The organism is Acinetobacter sp. AG3 (assembly GCF_022343575.1).
Classification (GTDB): domain Bacteria; phylum Pseudomonadota; class Gammaproteobacteria; order Pseudomonadales; family Moraxellaceae; genus Acinetobacter; species Acinetobacter guillouiae.
The window spans coordinates 1,991,030-2,009,068 of record NZ_JAKQZD010000001.1; the positions used below are offsets into that span (position 1 = coordinate 1,991,030).

Annotated in this window: 16 protein-coding genes; 6 read left to right on the forward strand and 10 right to left on the reverse strand. The window is 38.4% G+C overall.

The genetic code is table 11. The features are described from left to right. Positions 1–63 precede the first annotated feature (63 nt). The 3 genes from L3V46_RS09205 to L3V46_RS09215 form a co-directional block, all read right to left on the reverse strand. Positions 64–588 (reverse strand): protein tyrosine phosphatase family protein, encoded by a 525-nt coding sequence (locus tag L3V46_RS09205; RefSeq protein WP_034615591.1) that lies wholly within the window; start codon positions 586–588, stop codon positions 64–66. Positions 589–662: 74 nt separating this feature from the next. Then, complete coding sequence (locus tag L3V46_RS09210) at positions 663–1,754, reverse strand: 3-deoxy-7-phosphoheptulonate synthase (protein ID WP_004719768.1); 1,092 nt, start codon at positions 1,752–1,754, stop codon at positions 663–665. A gap of 143 nt (positions 1,755–1,897) precedes the next feature. After that, a complete protein-coding gene (locus tag L3V46_RS09215; RefSeq protein ID WP_239045491.1) occupies positions 1,898–2,776 on the reverse strand; it encodes a sulfite exporter TauE/SafE family protein in 879 nt (292 codons plus the stop codon). A 365-nt stretch (positions 2,777–3,141) separates the two neighbouring features. Between L3V46_RS09215 and L3V46_RS09220 the strand changes: the two genes are divergently transcribed. Next, positions 3,142–4,386: a transposase gene (locus L3V46_RS09220; protein ID WP_239045165.1), complete on the forward strand. Its 1,245-nt coding sequence runs from the start codon at positions 3,142–3,144 to the stop codon at positions 4,384–4,386. Positions 4,387–4,859: 473 nt separating this feature from the next. Here L3V46_RS09220 and L3V46_RS09225 read toward each other — a convergent pair whose 3' ends face one another. Further along, positions 4,860–5,756 (reverse strand): DUF4198 domain-containing protein, encoded by an 897-nt coding sequence (locus L3V46_RS09225; protein WP_239045492.1) that lies wholly within the window; start codon positions 5,754–5,756, stop codon positions 4,860–4,862. 101 nt (positions 5,757–5,857) lie between these two features. On the opposite strand from L3V46_RS09225, the gene L3V46_RS09230 reads away from it, so the two are divergent. Genes L3V46_RS09230 through L3V46_RS09240 form a run of 3 tightly spaced genes read left to right on the forward strand, consistent with a single transcriptional unit; the run spans position 5,858 to position 9,568 of the window. Continuing rightward, positions 5,858–7,414, forward strand: a complete 1,557-nt coding sequence (locus L3V46_RS09230) for a DUF2271 domain-containing protein (RefSeq protein ID WP_239045493.1) — start codon at positions 5,858–5,860, stop codon at positions 7,412–7,414. Between the two features lie 60 nt (positions 7,415–7,474). Further along, positions 7,475–8,065, forward strand: a complete 591-nt coding sequence (locus L3V46_RS09235; RefSeq protein WP_004821984.1) for a PepSY-associated TM helix domain-containing protein — start codon at positions 7,475–7,477, stop codon at positions 8,063–8,065. 12 nt (positions 8,066–8,077) lie between these two features. Further along, the gene (locus L3V46_RS09240) at positions 8,078–9,568 is read left to right on the forward strand and encodes a flavodoxin domain-containing protein (protein WP_239045494.1); all 1,491 of its coding nucleotides are present in this window, start codon (positions 8,078–8,080) and stop codon (positions 9,566–9,568) included. 205 nt (positions 9,569–9,773) lie between these two features. On the opposite strand, the gene L3V46_RS09245 is transcribed toward L3V46_RS09240, so the two are convergent. Both L3V46_RS09245 and L3V46_RS09250 read right to left on the reverse strand, forming a co-directional pair. Further along, positions 9,774–11,264 carry an amidase family protein gene (locus L3V46_RS09245; RefSeq protein WP_004821981.1) on the reverse strand — a complete coding sequence of 497 codons (1,491 nt, stop codon included), beginning with the start codon at positions 11,262–11,264 and terminating at the stop codon, positions 9,774–9,776. Between the two features lie 22 nt (positions 11,265–11,286). Further along, a complete protein-coding gene (locus tag L3V46_RS09250) occupies positions 11,287–12,762 on the reverse strand; it encodes a GGDEF domain-containing protein (protein WP_151802379.1) in 1,476 nt (491 codons plus the stop codon). Positions 12,763–13,015: 253 nt separating this feature from the next. Between L3V46_RS09250 and L3V46_RS09255 the strand changes: the two genes are divergently transcribed. Continuing rightward, a complete protein-coding gene (locus L3V46_RS09255; RefSeq protein ID WP_004821977.1) occupies positions 13,016–13,504 on the forward strand; it encodes a hypothetical protein in 489 nt (162 codons plus the stop codon). 115 nt (positions 13,505–13,619) lie between these two features. Here the strand turns inward: L3V46_RS09255 and accC are convergent, their stop codons facing one another. The 4 genes from accC to L3V46_RS09275 form a co-directional block, all read right to left on the reverse strand. Further along, positions 13,620–14,984, reverse strand: a complete 1,365-nt coding sequence (accC, locus tag L3V46_RS09260) for an acetyl-CoA carboxylase biotin carboxylase subunit (RefSeq protein ID WP_239045495.1) — start codon at positions 14,982–14,984, stop codon at positions 13,620–13,622. 16 nt (positions 14,985–15,000) lie between these two features. Continuing rightward, on the reverse strand, positions 15,001–15,420 hold the full coding sequence (locus L3V46_RS09265; RefSeq protein WP_004719790.1) for a biotin/lipoyl-containing protein: 420 nt from the start codon (positions 15,418–15,420) through the stop codon (positions 15,001–15,003). A gap of 17 nt (positions 15,421–15,437) precedes the next feature. Beyond that, positions 15,438–15,893 (reverse strand): type II 3-dehydroquinate dehydratase, encoded by a 456-nt coding sequence (gene aroQ, locus L3V46_RS09270; RefSeq protein ID WP_004719793.1) that lies wholly within the window; start codon positions 15,891–15,893, stop codon positions 15,438–15,440. 235 nt (positions 15,894–16,128) lie between these two features. Continuing rightward, complete coding sequence (locus L3V46_RS09275; RefSeq protein ID WP_239045496.1) at positions 16,129–17,445, reverse strand: Y-family DNA polymerase; 1,317 nt, start codon at positions 17,443–17,445, stop codon at positions 16,129–16,131. Positions 17,446–17,796: 351 nt separating this feature from the next. Between L3V46_RS09275 and L3V46_RS09280 the strand changes: the two genes are divergently transcribed. Beyond that, positions 17,797–18,003 (forward strand): hypothetical protein, encoded by a 207-nt coding sequence (locus L3V46_RS09280; protein WP_209826038.1) that lies wholly within the window; start codon positions 17,797–17,799, stop codon positions 18,001–18,003. Positions 18,004–18,039: the final 36 nt, after the last annotated feature.

The window sequence follows — 18,039 nt, forward strand, 5'->3', positions numbered from 1 at the left end:
ATTTTTGTTCATGTTGATGATTTTACTTAAATACATCAATGATTGAACTGTTGTTATGCTGGTTTAAGAAAACTGATCCGCATTCATCAAGGAGTGTTGTAAATCTTCAGTGGCTTTGCGCCCTTGCAGTTGTAAGGCAACAGCATGTATTAAACCGGTCCAAGTCTCATTGGGTTCCCAAATTTGATGCATCAACTCTTGTGCGGTTGGCATATCGATATCCATATAATATTGGCGATATAAATACATCAAACAACTCACCCGCATATTTTTTGCACAATGTACCCAAACAATTTTTTCCTGTACCAAATGCGCGATCAAATCTAACACAAATAAGCATTGATCATCTGCTGGTGTATCCCAATGGATTGGAATTTGAATGTAGTTGAGCCCAAACTCAGCACAGATTTTATCTTCATGTTCAAGGTGTAAGCTGGCATCTGTAAATGCCAGATTGATGATTGTATCTACGCCGTATTCTTTAATCTGTTTCAGTTGTTCAGCACTCGGCTGACCTGAAGTCAGTAAATGTTCGTGGACAAACTGGAAGTTTGCGATTTGACAGAGTTCTTGTTCAAGTTCGTTCATAGCATTCTTACAGAAAATGTTTAATAACATCATAAACAAAAACGCCATCTATGTAGATGGCGTTTTTATATTAATTAACGATTTGGTAAAATTTCTTTTAAAGCCGCATCCATTTCCAGAAGCGCTTTTTCAGTGGTTTCCCAATCGATACAACCATCAGTCACCGATTTACCATATTCTAAATCAGCAAGATTTTCAGGAATATCTTGGCGTCCACCTTTGATATGGCTTTCAACCATAATGCCGACAATAGATTTATTGCCATCTAAGATCTGTTCAGTGATATTTTTCAACACAAGTGGTTGTAAATACGGATCTTTATTTGAGTTGGCATGACTGGTATCAATCATGATTTTATTGCTGACTTTGGCTTTTGCTAACGCATTTTCCGCTTCAGCAACAGAACCTGCATCATAGTTCGGCTTACCATTACCACCACGTAATACAACGTGTGCATAAGGGTTACCACTAGTACGAATCACTGAAACTTGGCCTTCGTTATTTAAACCCAAGAAACTATGACCATGTTTAACAGACTGCATAGCATTGGTTGCAACGGTTAAACCACCATCTGTACCATTTTTAAAGCCTACAGGTGAAGAAAGACCTGAAGACATTTCGCGATGCGTTTGGCTTTCCGTTGTACGTGCACCAATTGCAGACCATGAAATAAGATCTTGGTAATATTGTGGTGAGTTTGGGTCAAGCGCTTCAGTCGCACAAGGTAAGCCTTTATCGTTTAGCTCAAGCAATAGTTTGCGACCTAAACGTAGACCTTTTTCAATATTAAAAGAATCATTCATATCTGGATCATTGATCAAACCTTTCCAACCAACGGTTGTACGAGGTTTTTCAAAATAAACACGCATGATGATATATAAAGTATCTTTTACTTTTTCACTTAATACTTTTAAACGATTTGCATAATCATGTGCTGCAACAGGGTCATGAATAGAACAAGGGCCAATCACAACAAATAGACGTTTATCTTTACCATCTAAAATATTACGAACAGTTTCCCGACCATGAAGTACAGTTTGGTAGGCATTTTCATTTAATGGTAATTCAGCTTTAAGTTCCGCTGGGGTTACCAGCGTTTGAATGCTTTGGACATTCACGTCATCAATATCTGATTGAGTAATTGGATTTGAATTTAATGTATTCATTGCCGTCACTGGGTATTAGAAACATACAGAAAGTATTTTTAGTGGTCAGAATATAACATGAATTGGCCGAAGTTTTGTCATAAATAAATCATTAAAACTTTACGGTCAATTCATAATTATTAGTTATCAATAAAAGCTTAATTTTAAACCTGTGGTTGTTGGACGGATGGTGTCACTATTGCAACCTGTGGTTTTTCTACGGGTTTGGATTTAACTGGGTTTAAGATAAAGTTAATACCCAAGGCAAATAGGGTGATCCCCAAAACCTTGCGAATCATTTTTTCTGGCATTTTAGAACTGATTAAGGTTCCCACCACAATTGCAGGAATTGAGCCCACCAGTAACCATCCAAGCAGATGAAAATCTACATTGCCAGATGTCATATGTGCAAACCCAGCAACAGAGGTTAATAAAACAGCATGTACCACATCTGAACCAATGATACGAATCATCGGTAAATTGGGAAACATGAGGATCAGCGCCATGATACCAAATGCGCCAGCACCTACAGAAGAAAGGGTCACGAATACACCCAGTACAATCCCCATAATCACAACATAAGTGCGTTTGCCTTCAATGTTGAAATTATTGGCCTCATGAAAATCTTGCTTTTCTGCACGAAATTTAGCAAAGAATTTTTCAATTCTAGAACGGAACACGATAGACAAGCCTGTTATGGTCAGCATAAAGCCTAACACCATGGTTAAAATGGCTTTGTAGTGGGTTGAACTGCTAAGGTAATTGTCTAAAACCCAATGGGTGATAAATGAAGCAGGGACACTGCCCAAGGCTAACCAGAGAACAATCGGCCAAACGATATTGAGTTTTTTAGCATGGACCATTGAGCCACAAAACTTAGAAATAGCCGCATAGAGTAGGTCTGTTCCGATTGCGATGTGTGGTTCTATTCGAAATAAACTAATCAGGATGGGGGTCATAAGAGAACCACCGCCTACACCAGTAATACCTACACAGAAGCCGACTAAAACGCCAGCTAGAATAAACTCAACAGGACCAAACATGACTTATATTGCCAGATATCAAAAAACAGGCATATCTTATGACTTTTTTGTATAAGTGGTTGTCTTGATTGTTGATTTGCTTATGCAAAAAAATGCTAAAGTCTTTTAACTTTAAAGTAATCCAGATTTGTATATCTATCTAATTGATTATTATTTTAAATTTTGATTCGGTCATCTTTGATAGATTGAAAAATGATCATTTGAATTGAATCATATTCGTATTAAAAGTTCCTTCTCCCTCTGGGCATAGGTATCTACACAATTAAATCTATTTAAGTTAAATTGGAGAGCATGCTCTCCAATTTAACATTCCACACTTAGATAACCGATTAGTTAAACGCTACGGAAGTCTTGTAAAACTTAATATGAATCCACTTGCTTCATTAGCCCCAGCGCTTAAAGATATTGCCTCTACCCAAAAGACTAGCTTTGCTACAACCCAAGCAGTTTGGCGTTTCTTAAATAACGAAAACGTTTCATTTCAACAACTCAATCAGCCTATTCAAAAACTTGCGCTTGAACAAATCGCTCTATCGAACCATCACTATGCCTTAGTTGCTCATGATTGGTCTCAACTACAATATTTCAAACATAACAACAAGTTAAATAGATTCAAAAGAACACATGCAAGTGACAAAGGCTATGAATTACAAAGCAGTTTATTAATTGATGCGGAAACGGGTTTACCCATTGCACCATTAGATCAAACTTTATGTGATGCTACTGGACGTTATTCAACATTTACTGATGGGCATAAAATAAAAGAAACCCATTTAAATGCACTATGTGAACAAATCGAACATATTGAGTCTTTACCAATAGAAAAGAAACTCGTACATATTATTGATCGTGAAGGAGATTCAATTGCTCATCTTAGATTATTGAATCAACAAGAACATTTATTTCTTATTCGAGGTAAAGAAGGAAATCGTGTTGAATATCAAGGAGAAGATGTTAAGTTAAGGGAAGTGTCAGACCAAATACCAACTACACAAACCCATACAATTCAATATAAAGGGAATTGCGAACAACTCTATGTTGGTGAAACTCAAATCAGTATTACGCGTAATGCAAGACCAATGCAAAAAGACGAAACGGGAAAAAGAGTTCCACCACAAAAGGGAAAGTCATTAACCGTTCGACTGATTGTAGTTGAAGTTAAAAATAAGCAAGGAAAATCACTTTCTCGTTGGAGCTTATTAAGTAATGTATCATCAGAAATTCCAAGTATAGAATTGGCAACTTGGTATTACTGGCGTTGGAAAATAGAAAACTATTTTAAGTTGTTAAAACAGGCGGGCCATGACATTGAGTCATGGCTACAAACAACTCCGCAAGCGATATTAAGACGACTCTTAATTGCAAGTATGGCATGTGTATTAACTTGGCGAATACAGCGAGAAAATGATGAGAAAAATTCAAGAGTTAGAGTCTTTCTAACACGTCTATCAGGAAGGCAACAAAAAAGAGGAACAAGGGAAAGTGCTCCTGCAATTTTGGCTGGTCTGTCAATATTACTGAATACACTACAATTATTATCTGAACATTCGGTTGATGACCTTAAGCTGATTGCTGAAATTGCATTAGAGTCTCTACAAAAAGATGTGTAGATACCAATGCCCTCTGGGAGAAGGCTAGGATGAGGGTGCTTTTATGTCGATTTATGCTTTTAAAAAGACTTGTGAAAGAAAGCTAATAAATATGCTAATTATTTGGCTTTTCTTACGAAAGTAAACTTTATAACTTGGAACTTATACTTTTCCATAGAAATGAATATGTATGATTGAAAAGCTTACAATGCCACACTTTACAATTGAAGTTTAAATAGGTTTGCGTAGGCGATGCCTCACTTTTCAGAGATGAAAAGGTGACAAAAATCTTCCGTTAGGCGAGGGGTACGTCCTGTACCCCCGCCCAACGGCGACATCCATGTCGCCACGCGATAGAACGACCATGTATAATTCGTCAATATAAAAACAACTCATTGCATATCCAGTCCAAAATATGGATGGGTGCTTAATGCTCATTTTTTTGACTAACTTTCGCAAGATCTATTAAATAAAAATTAAGATCTTAATAGGATTTACTCAGCAACCTCAACGGTTAGACCATAAGTAAAAATCTCACTTTCTGGCTTTTTGCTATTGTCAGGATTAGCCTCTGGATAAGAAGTCGTAATCAAATAAATTCCAGGTTTTTCAAATTTAACTTCCACTTCACCTTTTGCATTGGTTTTTACATGTGGTTGTTCACGTTGTGCACTGGTTTCATAACTACTGGCGCCTTTAAACACATCAACTTCAAGGTTTGGTACAGCTTTGCCATTGAGTAAAATCTGCGCTTTTAATGATTCACCCGCAAACAATTCATTTGGATGGGTTAAAAACTTAACTTCAAATCCTTTATTAGTGATTGCTGGGACAGGACTTGGTTTACCTTTGGTGACAAAGCTTTCAGCAATAATATTGTTTTTAACTTCTAAGATTTGTGCGTTTGCAGGGACTTGGTCTGCTGAAACTGAACGTGGCGGTTGTGGTGGTGTTACTGGTTTTTTTTCAGCATCGGCTTTTGGTTGTTCTGGTTTAGGCGCTTGCATATTTGCATTTTGCTGACGTACAGGGCGGATACGTAACCATCGACCATCTATAAGGGCATATTTACTACTATTCCCTAAAGCATTATCTGTACGGATACGGTAAGTCCCTTCACTTGGAAGATCAAACTCAGCAACATTAAAGCGTTTTAATTCGGCAGCAGGGTTTATTTTTATTTGCTGACCCTTAGGATCTGTAATGAGATAGCTGGTTTTAAAGTTAATGCTGGGAACAAAAAATTTTTCAAGGGTCAGTGAACTCTGGAAGCTTACATTTTGGGATGCGCTGGTATCAAAAACTTCAGGGAGAATAAAAGGGCTGATGGTATGTGCAGAACCAACTACGGGTAATGCAGATAGCAAGGCAATTTTGAGCCATTGATTCATTTAAAGCGTCCTGTAAACTTAAGTTAAAATATTTTACATAATGTACTTGATAACAAGTATCATTATCAATATTATTTTAACAAAATTCAGAGACTATCCGTATGTCCTCATCAAGCAGACGTTCACCCTCAACTCGTGCCGTATTTCGTCTTTCGCCTCTGGTCATGGCATTAGCACTGATATCTCCACTGCATAGTTATGCAGAAACAGTGCAGGTTTCTGCTACAAGCAATAACCATGTTGAATTGGAAAGTCATCATTTCCATCGTGATCATGTTTTGGGTACATCTTTAGATGTGGTGATTACTGGAACTTCGCAACAAGAAGCTGAACGTGCAACAGCTGCAATCGAAAAAGAAATTTCTGATTTGAATCAAGTGTTATCAACTTGGCAAAATGACAGTGAAATTTCGCAACTCAACCAACAAAAGCATCTCACAGCATCTGCGGATTTGTATCAAGTCATCGCTGCATGTGAAGCTTGGCGTGGTAAAACCTGTGGCGCATTTGATGCGCGTTTAGGCAATTTGATTGCAATGTGGCAACAGGCCAATGGCATGCTTGAAATTGATCAAAGTACACGTGATCAATTGATTTCTCAGTTGCAAGACAACAGTGTTCGCTTGGATGAAAAAACAAAAAGTGTGCAAATGGATAGCTCTGTTACTTTTGCACCAGATGGCTATGCAAAAGGCTATATTATTGATCGAGCTTTAATTGCAGCACGTCAAACGGTACCGAATTTAAAAGGTATTTTACTGGATATTGGTGGTGACATGCGCGTTTGGGGAACCTCACCCAATCAAGCGGGTTGGAATGTTGGTGTACAAGATGCCTTTCATCACTATGACAATCTAGCACCAAGCCAAGTTTTAAACTTAAAAGACCAAGCGGTCGCATTCAGTGGTCAGGGTTATCGTAGTCTGGCGGGGCAATCTCATCTTTTAGATCCACATACCGGTTTGCCAATCCAACATGTTGAGCAATGTGTAGTTGTTGGAAAATGTGCTGCGGATGCGGATGCTTTAGCAACAGCCTTGACTGTGATGAAGCCAGCAGAAGGCATGCAACTGATCGAATCTTTGCTCGGTTATGAAGCTCAACTGACACTATCAACAGGTGAAACGCATCAAAGCACAGGTTGGAATGCTTTGGTTCAACTGCCACAGCAAGCAGATTTTCATAATGTTGCAGCAAATGCTTCAGCAAAATGGCCCGCAGGTTATCAAGCGGTGATCGATTTGGTTATTCCCAAATTGGTTGTGGAAAATTATCGTGCACCTTATATCTCGATCTGGGTGACCGACAGTGATAAAAAATTAGTGCGGACACTTGCTGCTTGGGGCAAAGACCCAAAATGGATTAATTCAAACTATGTATGGTGGCGCCGTTATGGTCGTCAAATAACGAACTTGGATGCAGTTGCTAAACCGTCACGCCAACCGGGTAATTATAAGCTGGCTTGGGATGGTAAAGATGACAATGGTAAAACTGTAGATGCAGGGCAATATCAAATACATGTTGAAGCTTCACGTGAGCATGGTGATCATTCTTATCAAACCTTTAACTTGGACGTAAAAGCAAAAGCTTCCTCTCAAAATTTACCGGCACAAAAGGAAATAGGTGTCGTCAAACTGAATTTCCAGAAAGTGAATTAATTTGCTGACTATGCCTGTTCGGATAAGCGTTTTGATAAAAGTTTTGATGAGAGTTTAATTGTGTATCAACGTCGAGATTTTTACCGCCATGCACGTTATGTGCATGGCTGGTTATCAGCTTTTGCCTTTATTGTATTAATCTTTTTTGCTGTTACGGGATTAATTTTAAACCACCCTGAATGGTTTACCCCTGCAACAGATGAAAATACTGAAACGATTACTTTACCTGAAAATGTCCTGACTCAAATTAAAGACCAAGAGAATCCAAGCACTCAAATCGTAGATTATCTACGACAACATCATGCAGTCATTGGTCGTTATAAGAGTGGTGAAGTCATGGACAATGAAGTCATGATTCATTTGGCAAGCCCAGCAGGTTCAACAGATATTTGGGTCACTTTAGACAATGGTCAAGCTGAAATTACGCTTAAACCAGCCTCTACCGTTTCATTGATCAGTGATTTGCACCGTGGAAAAAATGCGGGTAAAGCATGGACTTGGCTGATTGATATCAGTGCAATCATCATTACGATCTTATCATTGGCAGGCTATATCCTATTTTTAAGTATTAAGACTCGCTTAAAAACACATCTTTTCTTGACGGTATTCAGCTTAGCGTTATTGATGCTTCTGGTTTGGATAGTGGTATAAAAGGTTAGAACAATGACACATGCTGTACTGACTGTACTTATATTTTTAGCAATCTTGTTTATATTTCATGGCATTTTTCTGTTGCTTTTATTGAGACCTCAATCAAAACGCAATTTAGCTCAAAATGCAGATGAATATTTGATTGTATATGCAAGTCAGTCAGGGCAGACAGAAAGTTTTGCTTTGCAAACAGCCCAGCAATTATCTGCTTCAGGTTATTTGGTTCAGTGCTTGAGTATTGAACAGGTGAATGCCGCTTTATTTAAACGTAGCTTAAAGATTCTATGGATCGTTAGTACTTATGGCGAGGGGGATGCACCAGATTCAGCACGTCAGTTTGTTAAAAACGTAATGACAAAGTCATTTGATATAAATGACATTGAGTATGCTGTGTTGGCTTTTGGTGATTCGCATTATGCAAATTTCTGTAATTTTGGTAGACAATTGGATTTATGGTTAACTGAAAACCATGCACAAGCTTTATTTCCCATGATTTGTGTTGATCAACTAAACCCTACAGGTCTGACGGAATGGCAAACTCAACTTGACCTAGTTTTGCCGCAATATTCAGCTCAACCTGTTCAATTGACACAACATCCATTTCATTCCGTGGTTTTATCTGAACGCCATTTATTAAATCAAGGCAGTTTAGGGCATCCAATGTATCATCTTGTGTTTACCCAAGTTGAAGCATTATGTTGGAAATCTGGTGATATTCTTGAAATTCAATGTGCCAATACAGATTCACAAATCAAGGCATTTTTAGATCATTTTAATCTTCAAAACTCCAGTGTGTTTCAGGCTAATCATCCAATAGAATTATTGCGGTTTAAGAATTTACGTTCATTTGATGCCATGCAACATTCAACGGCATTTGAGCAATGGTTGGCACAGGTAGAAGACTTACCGATTCGTGAATATTCGATTGCCAGTATTACATCGCAAAATCAGATTGAGTTGGTGGTCAGACGAGAAGTTCATCAAACAGGTTTAGGGCTGGGTTCAGGCTATCTTACCCATGCGCTGGCTTTAGGTGAGCAAATTTCTTGTCGAGTTCGTTCAAATCCTGCATTTTATTTGGTCCAAAATGATCAACCTATTATTCTGATTGGAAATGGTTCTGGGATAGCAGGCTTGATGTCACATATTCGGCAACGTGCAGAATGGTCTTTTCAGCAAAACTGGTTGATTTATGGTGAACGTCAGTACCAAGTTGACCTTGGCTTTGCAGATCAATTGAATTTATGGCAACAACAGTCTGTACTGTCGCAAATTGATTATGCGTTTTCACGTGATACAGATAATCAGAAATATGTACAAGATTGTGTATTGGAGAAATCAGTGCAACTTAAACATTGGATTGAGCAAGGTGCATCAATTTATATTTGTGGTAGTTTAAAGGGGATGGCACAAGGGGTTGAAACAGTATTAATTGATATTTTAGGTGAAGATCAGTTTGAGCAGTTGATTGAACAAAAACGTTACTTACGTGATGTATATTAATTGCGTGATGCTTCTCATTTATATAAAGAGGGTTAAAGTAATGAACTAAGAATAATCTTACGAAAGCAAACTTTATAACTTATGGAAATTATACTCTTCTATAGAAATGAATATGTATGATTGAAAAGCTTGCAATGCCACGCTATTCTCAAAAATATTCACACCAGTACCAGATGACTAATGTGAATATTTAAGCTGATAAAATTTATATCGCAATGCCTTTATATTTAGCTGCCCAAGGTTGCGTTTGCTCCAATTGTGCCGCCAGTTGTAATAACACATCCTCACGTCCAAAAGGTGCAATAAATTGTGAACCTAAGGGCAGATTATCTTTATTCCAATATAAAGGTACTGACATGGCTGGTAAGCCCGTAATATTGGCCAATTGGGTAAATGGAACCCATTGCAAATTATTTTTAATCATCTGCTCAACCAGCTTACCTTTTGCCAGTAAGTGGGCTTGATCGACTTTGAGCAAGGCTTTTAAAATCGGAACCTGCCAAGATGGTGTTTTTACCTCACCATTTTTAGGTGCAACTGAGGCTGTAGACGGAATCAGAAATAAGTCATAACGCTCAAAGAAATGGTTCATTTTTGCAACATAAACACCCCAGTTATTGAGGTTGTTAATATAGTCCACAGCAGAAGCTTTGGCACCAAATGCTGCAATTGCCAAAGTATCTAATTCAAAATCCTGATCTGTTGCACCAAATCGCTGTTTGACTTGATTCACTGTATAAGCGCATTGACTAAACCATGTGGTAATAAAGTCTTTGGCAAGCGCCATACCGTCAATCTGAGGGGTTGCTTCTTCAACAATATGTCCTAAAGATTCTAAAAGTTTGGCGGTTTTTTGAATGGCTTGTACTGCATCTTTTGAAACTTTGGTTCCAATTGGGGAAACAGTGGAAAAGCCAATTCGCAAACGTTTTGGGGCTTTTTCAATGATGTCTAAGTAGCGTTCAGTTGGACTTTGGATATTGAAAAGCGCCGTGCGATCTGAGCCTTGAGTAGCATCTAACATTGCGGCACTGTCACGGACTGATTTGCACAATACATGTTGCATCGCAGCCCCATGCATTGCTTCACTGATTTCAGGTCCCCAAGGTGTACGTCCACGACTTGGCTTTAAACCAAATAGGCCACAATATGAGGCTGGAATCCGAATAGAACCGCCTCCATCACTTGCACCTGCAATTGGTACGATACCTGCTGCCACGCCAGAAGCAGAACCTCCAGAAGAACCACCACTATTGTGTTTTAAATTCCACGGATTTTTGCAACTGCCCCAAGCCTCAGGTTCAGTGATACCTTTAATGCCAAACTCTGGCGAATTGGTTAAACCAAAAGTAACCACGCCCGATTTTACCCAGCGATTGACGATTTCTGAGTTTTCTTTAGCAATATATTTAGCATTTTTAAATGCTTTAGAACCAAATGAAGTTGCGACACCCGCATATTCTTGGTGTAGATCTTTGAGCAAAAACGGTACACCTGAAAAGGGACCAGTTGCATAGTTTTGGGTATTTTTTAATGCCTGTTCATAAATCGGAATAACGATCGCATTAATTTTAGGGTTTACCTGTTCAGCGCGTTGAATTGCGATTTCTAATAATTCATGTGCTTGTACTTCTTTGTTTTGAACAAGCTGTGCTAAACCGATACCATCATATTGAATATATTCTGAAAATTTCATAGCTTTCCCTTGCTGTTCTGAGTTATTGGGCAAATATCTTTTGGTTTTGCTCGATCGTGGTTTCTAGACAAAGTTGATTTCTACCTTTTTCCTTGGCTAAATACAAAGCATCATCAGCCCGTTTAATCAGCTGTTGAAAAGGTATGCAATAGGGTAAAGTCTGATAACTTAAGCCAATACTGACGCTGATATTTAAGCTACGCTGATCATCTAAATGAATCGGGGTATTGAAAACGCTATTACAAATTCTTTGTGCAATGGCAACACTTTGTTCTAAAGATAGATCTTTTAATAATATAGCAAACTCTTCACCACCTAAGCGACCAAATAGATCATTCGCGCGAATTTGTGCTTTGACTTGATGGGTAAACTCTTGCAAAACATAATCACCAATCACATGGCCATATTGATCATTAATTTTCTTAAAATGATCTAAATCTAAAACCAAAATCGTGACACTGTGTGCTTGTTGCTTTTCAACATCCTCAGCAATGGTACGTTCACTTTCTTCATAGAAATAACGACGATTGAGTGTGGTGGTGAGACCATCATGATTGGCTAAGTATAAGATTTGGTGATAAAGCTTTTGGCGATTTAAACTGATAATAGCAAGGGTTAAAGGCCCTAAAGCCAACATCATTAAACCGATGCGTACAGACAGTGTGGTGCCTAAATAGGCATCTGGAGACTGAGCAATATAATATGCAGTCAATGCATTATAGAGCAGCATACACACGATACAGTTAATGATAGAGACAAAGAATAAATTATAGCTTAGTGCAGCCCAGACCAGTGCTGCAATGGGGAACATGATTGCACCTGGACCCAGAAAAAAATGAGTCAGAATGACCGATAAAATCACACCCAACAGCGGAAGAAATTTTTCGTATTGAAAAGGCTGTTGTTTAAATTGTTGAATATGGTTTTGAATGGTTTTTTTATCTGGGATTGCCAATATAATCGGTAAAAAGGCAATGACATTGAGGATTTCACCCGTCCACCACATGCCAAAATCAATCCAGATTCTATCCATAACCATAAAGGTATTTGGTAAATAAGGGACTGTTAAACTTGCAACGATTGGTGAGGCTAAACAACCGCCAAAGGCACTGATTGCAAATAAGTATAAAAATGTTAGGCCTTTATTATATTGTTTATAATCCAGTTTAAAAAAACGAATCAGTCCTAATGTGACCAAGGCGTGAGCTAGATTGGCCAGAGTCAGAAAGAAGGTGATTAAAAATGAATTGCCAGTAAGCAGATCTGCGAGCATAAAGGCGGTAAATGCACCAATCCATCCCCCTATATTTTTTAAGCGATGAAACCTTAAAAAAAGTCCAAGTAAAACAGCATTTGCGGGCCAAAAAATGGCAAGAAAGGATAAGGGTCTACCAAATATTCCAGCCAATGCGCAGACAAAAATAATCATTGCAATAATAAAAAATGCAGAGATGTTGTCTTTAAGCGTTTGACTTAAATATGCGATAGCTCGAGGCAATTTTCTAACCTATTCTAAAGAGGGATTAATCTCTAAGCCAATATTTTATCTGGCTCTGCTAAGGTATTAATAAGTAATCATATCTATTTATATCGATAAATCAATAGTTTTAGTTACCTTAATTCGGGCTCGTCACAAAAATGTTTTTGCCTAGACTAAACAAGAAAGATTGTTCATATATCGTTAATTTTACATGTTTTATTCTAAATCTATGCTAATTTATGTCTGATGAAATATTACATACAGACTTGGTATGAAAAAAACAGCACTTATAATTTCTTTATTGCTTAGCCTTTCACCTTTTGCGAGAGCTGAAACAGTTCAACCTCAAGCAACCAATCCTGCGACTGTGGCTGCAACCAATACCACAAGCACAATTCGTATAAATACTCGCCCTGAAATTTTAGGCTTATGGGGCATGGAAATTCCAGAAAATAAGAAATGTACAGAATATTATAATTTCCGCGGTTCCAATGAAGTGGTGGTGAATAGTGCCAAAGAGTGGTCAATCGGTCTGTTTGATTATCAGCCTTCACCCGATAATACGCTGGAAAAGCCACCCGCATTAATCATGCAAATTCGCTATGAAAATAATGAAACTGATTGTTCGGGGCGTAAAGAAGATCAGTCAGGTGAAGTTACCCAATATTTTGTGAAGTGGGTTAATAAGAATACTTTGAATTTTTGTATTTCTGACAAAGGCGATCAGTGCTTTGCTACTTTACGCAGAGTCTTGCCTTAAGTTGATTTAAAGCATCAATGCTTGGCTAAATAGTCAAGCATTTGCTTTAAAATAAAAAACCTCTGATTTTACAGAGGTTTTTTATTGGATTTTTTACTGGATTAGAGGATGCATATTAAGCATCTTTTTCATGTCCTTGAACTTGTTTTAACAAGTGTTTTTCAAGGTAGTGAATATCCATTGCTTGTGAACAGAAGTTTTTGTCTTCAAGGATCAGATCTTTATGTAATGGAATATTGGTTTTAATTCCAGTTAAGATCATCTCATCCAAGGCTTGTTTCATACGGGCAATCGCAGTTTCACGATCTTTACCATAAGAAATCAACTTTGCGATCATTGAGTCATAATACGGAGGAATGTTATATCCTTGATAGATATGAGAATCTAAACGGATACCTGCACCGCCTGGCGCATAGAATGATTCAATTTTACCTGGTGATGGTAAGAAGGTCGACGGATCTTCTGCATTGATACGGCATTCAATCGCATGACCTTCGATTTTAATATCTTCTTGTTGAAGATTTAAACCTAGACCCGCAGCGATACGTAATTGCTGTTCAATAATATCTACACCAGTCACTTGTTCAGTCACAGGATGTTCAACTTGAACACGGGTATTCATCTCGATAAAGAAGAATTCACCATCTTCAAATAAGAACTCAAAAGTACCAGCACCACGGTATTGCATCAACTTACATGCATTGACACAGGCTTCAAGAATATGCGCACGCGCTTCTTCTGGTAAACCTGGTGCAGGTGCTTCTTCAAGCACTTTTTGATGGCGACGTTGTAAAGAGCAGTCACGGTCATATAAATGAATCGCTTGACCATTACCATCTGCTAAAACTTGTACCTCAACATGACGTGGTTTTTGCAGGAAACGTTCCATATAAACCGTATCATCACCGAACCACATTTCAGCATCACGTTGTGCAGCTTGAACCGATTCAAGTAATGTATCGACACGTTCAACAATACGCATTCCGCGACCACCACCGCCTGAAGCAGCTTTTACAATCAGTGGGAAACCAATTTCTTTGGCTTCAGCCAACGCATTGTTGGGTGTCACAGCATGTGCTGAACCAGGAACTGTTGGTACACCTGCTTTACGCATCGCCGTAATTGCAGAAACTTTATTTCCCATTAGACGAATATGTTCAGGACGCGGTCCAATGAAAATAAAGCCTGAGTTTTCTACAATTTCTGCAAATTCAGCATTTTCAGATAAGAAACCATAACCGGGATGGATGGCATCTGCGCCTGTAATTTCTGCTGCGGTAATAATGGCAGGAATGTTTAAATAGCTTTCGCTACTCGCACCTGGACCTATACATACTGCTTCATCACAAAAACGTAAATGCATCAAATCTTTATCAGCGTCTGAATAGATGCCGACAGTTTTGATTCCTAAAGTTTTGCAAGCTCGAGTGATGCGTAACGCAATCTCACCTCGGTTTGCAATTAAAACTTTTTGCAACATATCAACCCCCGAGGTATTACGCGCGGTAGCGGAATAAAGGTTGACCGAACTGGATTACATCACCATTTTTTACTAAAATTTCTTCAACTACACCACTTTGTGTTGCTTCAATCGGGTTCATAATTTTCATTGCTTCGATGATCCCGAGGGTTTCACCTGCAGAAACAGTTTGACCTACATTTACAAAGGGTGCTTCACCAGGACTTGGTGCTGAATAGAACACACCAACCATTGGAGACGTTTCTACTGCACCACGAGAGGCAGCTTTAACTACAGGCGCTTCAGCGGTTGGGAGGGCAATAGGTGCTACACCAGCAGCAACCACAGGATTACGGCGAGTTAAAGCAATCGATTGATCGCCTTCTTTCACTTCAATTGCTTGAAGATCAGATTCGATCATCAAATCGATGAGCTTTTTAATTTTGCGAATATCCATGGGTTCGTATTCCTAAATTATGATTGGGTTGAAGATTTAAGTTTTTCGATGGCGAAATCAAGTGCAAAAGAATAGCCTTTGGCACCTAAACCACAAATGACGCCAACGGCTTTATCTGATAAATAAGAATGATGTCTAAATGCTTCACGTGCATGAACATTAGAAAGATGTACTTCAATAAATGGAATCGCAACGCCAAGTAGGGCATCACGTATAGCGACTGAGGTATGGGTCAGCGCGGCAGGATTAATAATGATAAATTTTATGCCGTCTTGTTGTGCTTGGTGAATACGATCGACCACAGCACCTTCCCAGTTGCTTTGAAAAGTATCTAAACTTATATTGGCTTGACGTGCTTGGAGACTCAATTGTTGGTTAATGTCATCCAATGTGAGGTGACCATAGACCTCAGGTTCGCGCTTTCCTAGCAAGTTTAAGTTTGGTCCGTGAATGACCAAAATGGTCGAACTCATTGAGAGTGCTCCAATTCAAAAGTCGCAAAAAAATTTGCAAGATGTCTGCAAAGTTTGCATATTATGGCATATTTTTCCACAAATACTTTATATTTTCTTTGAATCGTCGCGGAAACGCAGTGCCTTGTATGGGCTATATAATGTTAATTTTGTCTGTAAATGGCAATGTTAAAATATGACATTTTTAGCAGATGTTTTACAGAGACTTTATTTTAAACTGAGTGACCAAAACTATTCATTTGATTTGTGTAACAGCCATATGACTATCGTCAATAGATAAGATCTCACTACAACGTGTTGTATAGCTTGGAGACCGATTTTGCTGGCGCATTTTCCATGTTTCTTGGTTGGAATGATAACCCACTTGTATACAGTCTGAGCCAAAGCGTTGTTTCATACTTGAGAGCGTATCCATAAGTTGATCACGTTGCTGAATAAAGTCTACAGGATGCCATAAGTCATTGATGTGCTGGCTTTTGCTATGCAGTGCTGAGAACATCACAGCAACTTTTACATACTTTAAATTTTCTTTAAATAAAACATCAATTTGCTGTAATGCTGACTTGGTTAAAATCATCAAATCGTCTGTTGCATACATCAAGCCAATGACACTGCTTTGTGCCTTTTTATAGGGCGCTTGTGCAACTTTTTCATATAAGGAAACATGCACAACTGCACACAGTTGTCGTTGCTTGCTCAGTCGTTGATGTGCACGATTGACATGGAAAATAATGGCTTGTTTAATAATCTCAACATTGTTTAGAGCAGATGCAAAACTGCGTGAGGAAAGGATGCGTTTGGAGGGAATGTCTGCATCGTCCAAAGCAATGCAGGATTGACCTTTTAGCTCACGAATGGTGCGTCCAATGACCACTGAAAACTCGCGTGCAAGGTAATGTTCATTGGCAAAAGTTAAGTCATAGCAATTATAAATATTATAAGCTTGTAAGCGTTTGCTGGTTTTACGTCCAACACACCAGACTTCTGCAGCACTGGTTTCAAGCAGTAGGCCTTCAAAACTGCATAAATCTAAACCAGTCAGGTCACAGACGCTATCAAAGCCTCCACGTTTCTTGGCAAAATTGTTGGCAAGCTTGGCTTGAGTTTTACTATAGCCAATACCAATGCAACAGGGCAGACCAAGCCATTTTTGGATGGTTTTGATGAGTTTTCTACAGTAATCCTGTAGATCGAATAAGTCTTGGTAAGAGCTGAGATTGATAAAACATTCATCAATAGAGTAGGCTTCCAAATCCTCATCTTTAAAAAAAATCTTTAAAATTTTAAAAAAACGATCTGAGAAATCACCATATAAAGCATAGTTACTTGAAAAGGCGAGTACCCCAGCTTTTTTAGCTTGTTGTTCAACTTCATGCCAAGGGATTGCCATATCTATGTTTAACGCCTTGGCTTCATTGCTTCGTGAAACGACACAACCATCATTATTGCTTAAGACGACAACTGGCTTGTTATTTAAACTGGGGTTAAATACGCGCTCGCAACTGACATAACAATTGTTAATGTCGATCAAAGCAAAAATTTGTTCGCTCATGGGCTGTCTTGAAAAAGTTGCAAATTCAAGTGAAATATTAAAAGATGTTTAAAATAAATTCAAATCAAATCTAGTGTGGATTTGTTCATCCTTTGGGCTGGATGATTAAATCATCGGTGTAGTGAGATGCAAAACTGACTAAGCACTGTTGAGCTTCGTAGTGGTTTAAGTAATTTAGGTAAAAAGAGCAAATAGAGAAGTGGTTCTTTTAAAAGGTATATCTTAAATTGCAGCTTACAATGTCGAAAAATGAAACATCTCAATCCTTGTATAGAAAACTGAGAGGGCTAAATTAACAGTTGTCGTCGATTTGTACGGCATATCCCAATATTGAAAAGGATGGATATGAAAATGGCTAATCAACAACATAACTCTCAACAGAATCAGCAACAAAACCAGCAGAATGACCAACAAGGTCAACCCAACCAATCTAATCAGCAGCAGAAGCAACACAGTCAGCAAGATCAACAATCAAATCAACAAAATCAGCAAAAGCAACAATCCAACCAACAGGCTCAACAAAATCAGCAAAGCCAACACAAGCCTCAGCAAAAATAGGGCTTTGAATTCATCTTAATCGTAGCTTCTAAATGA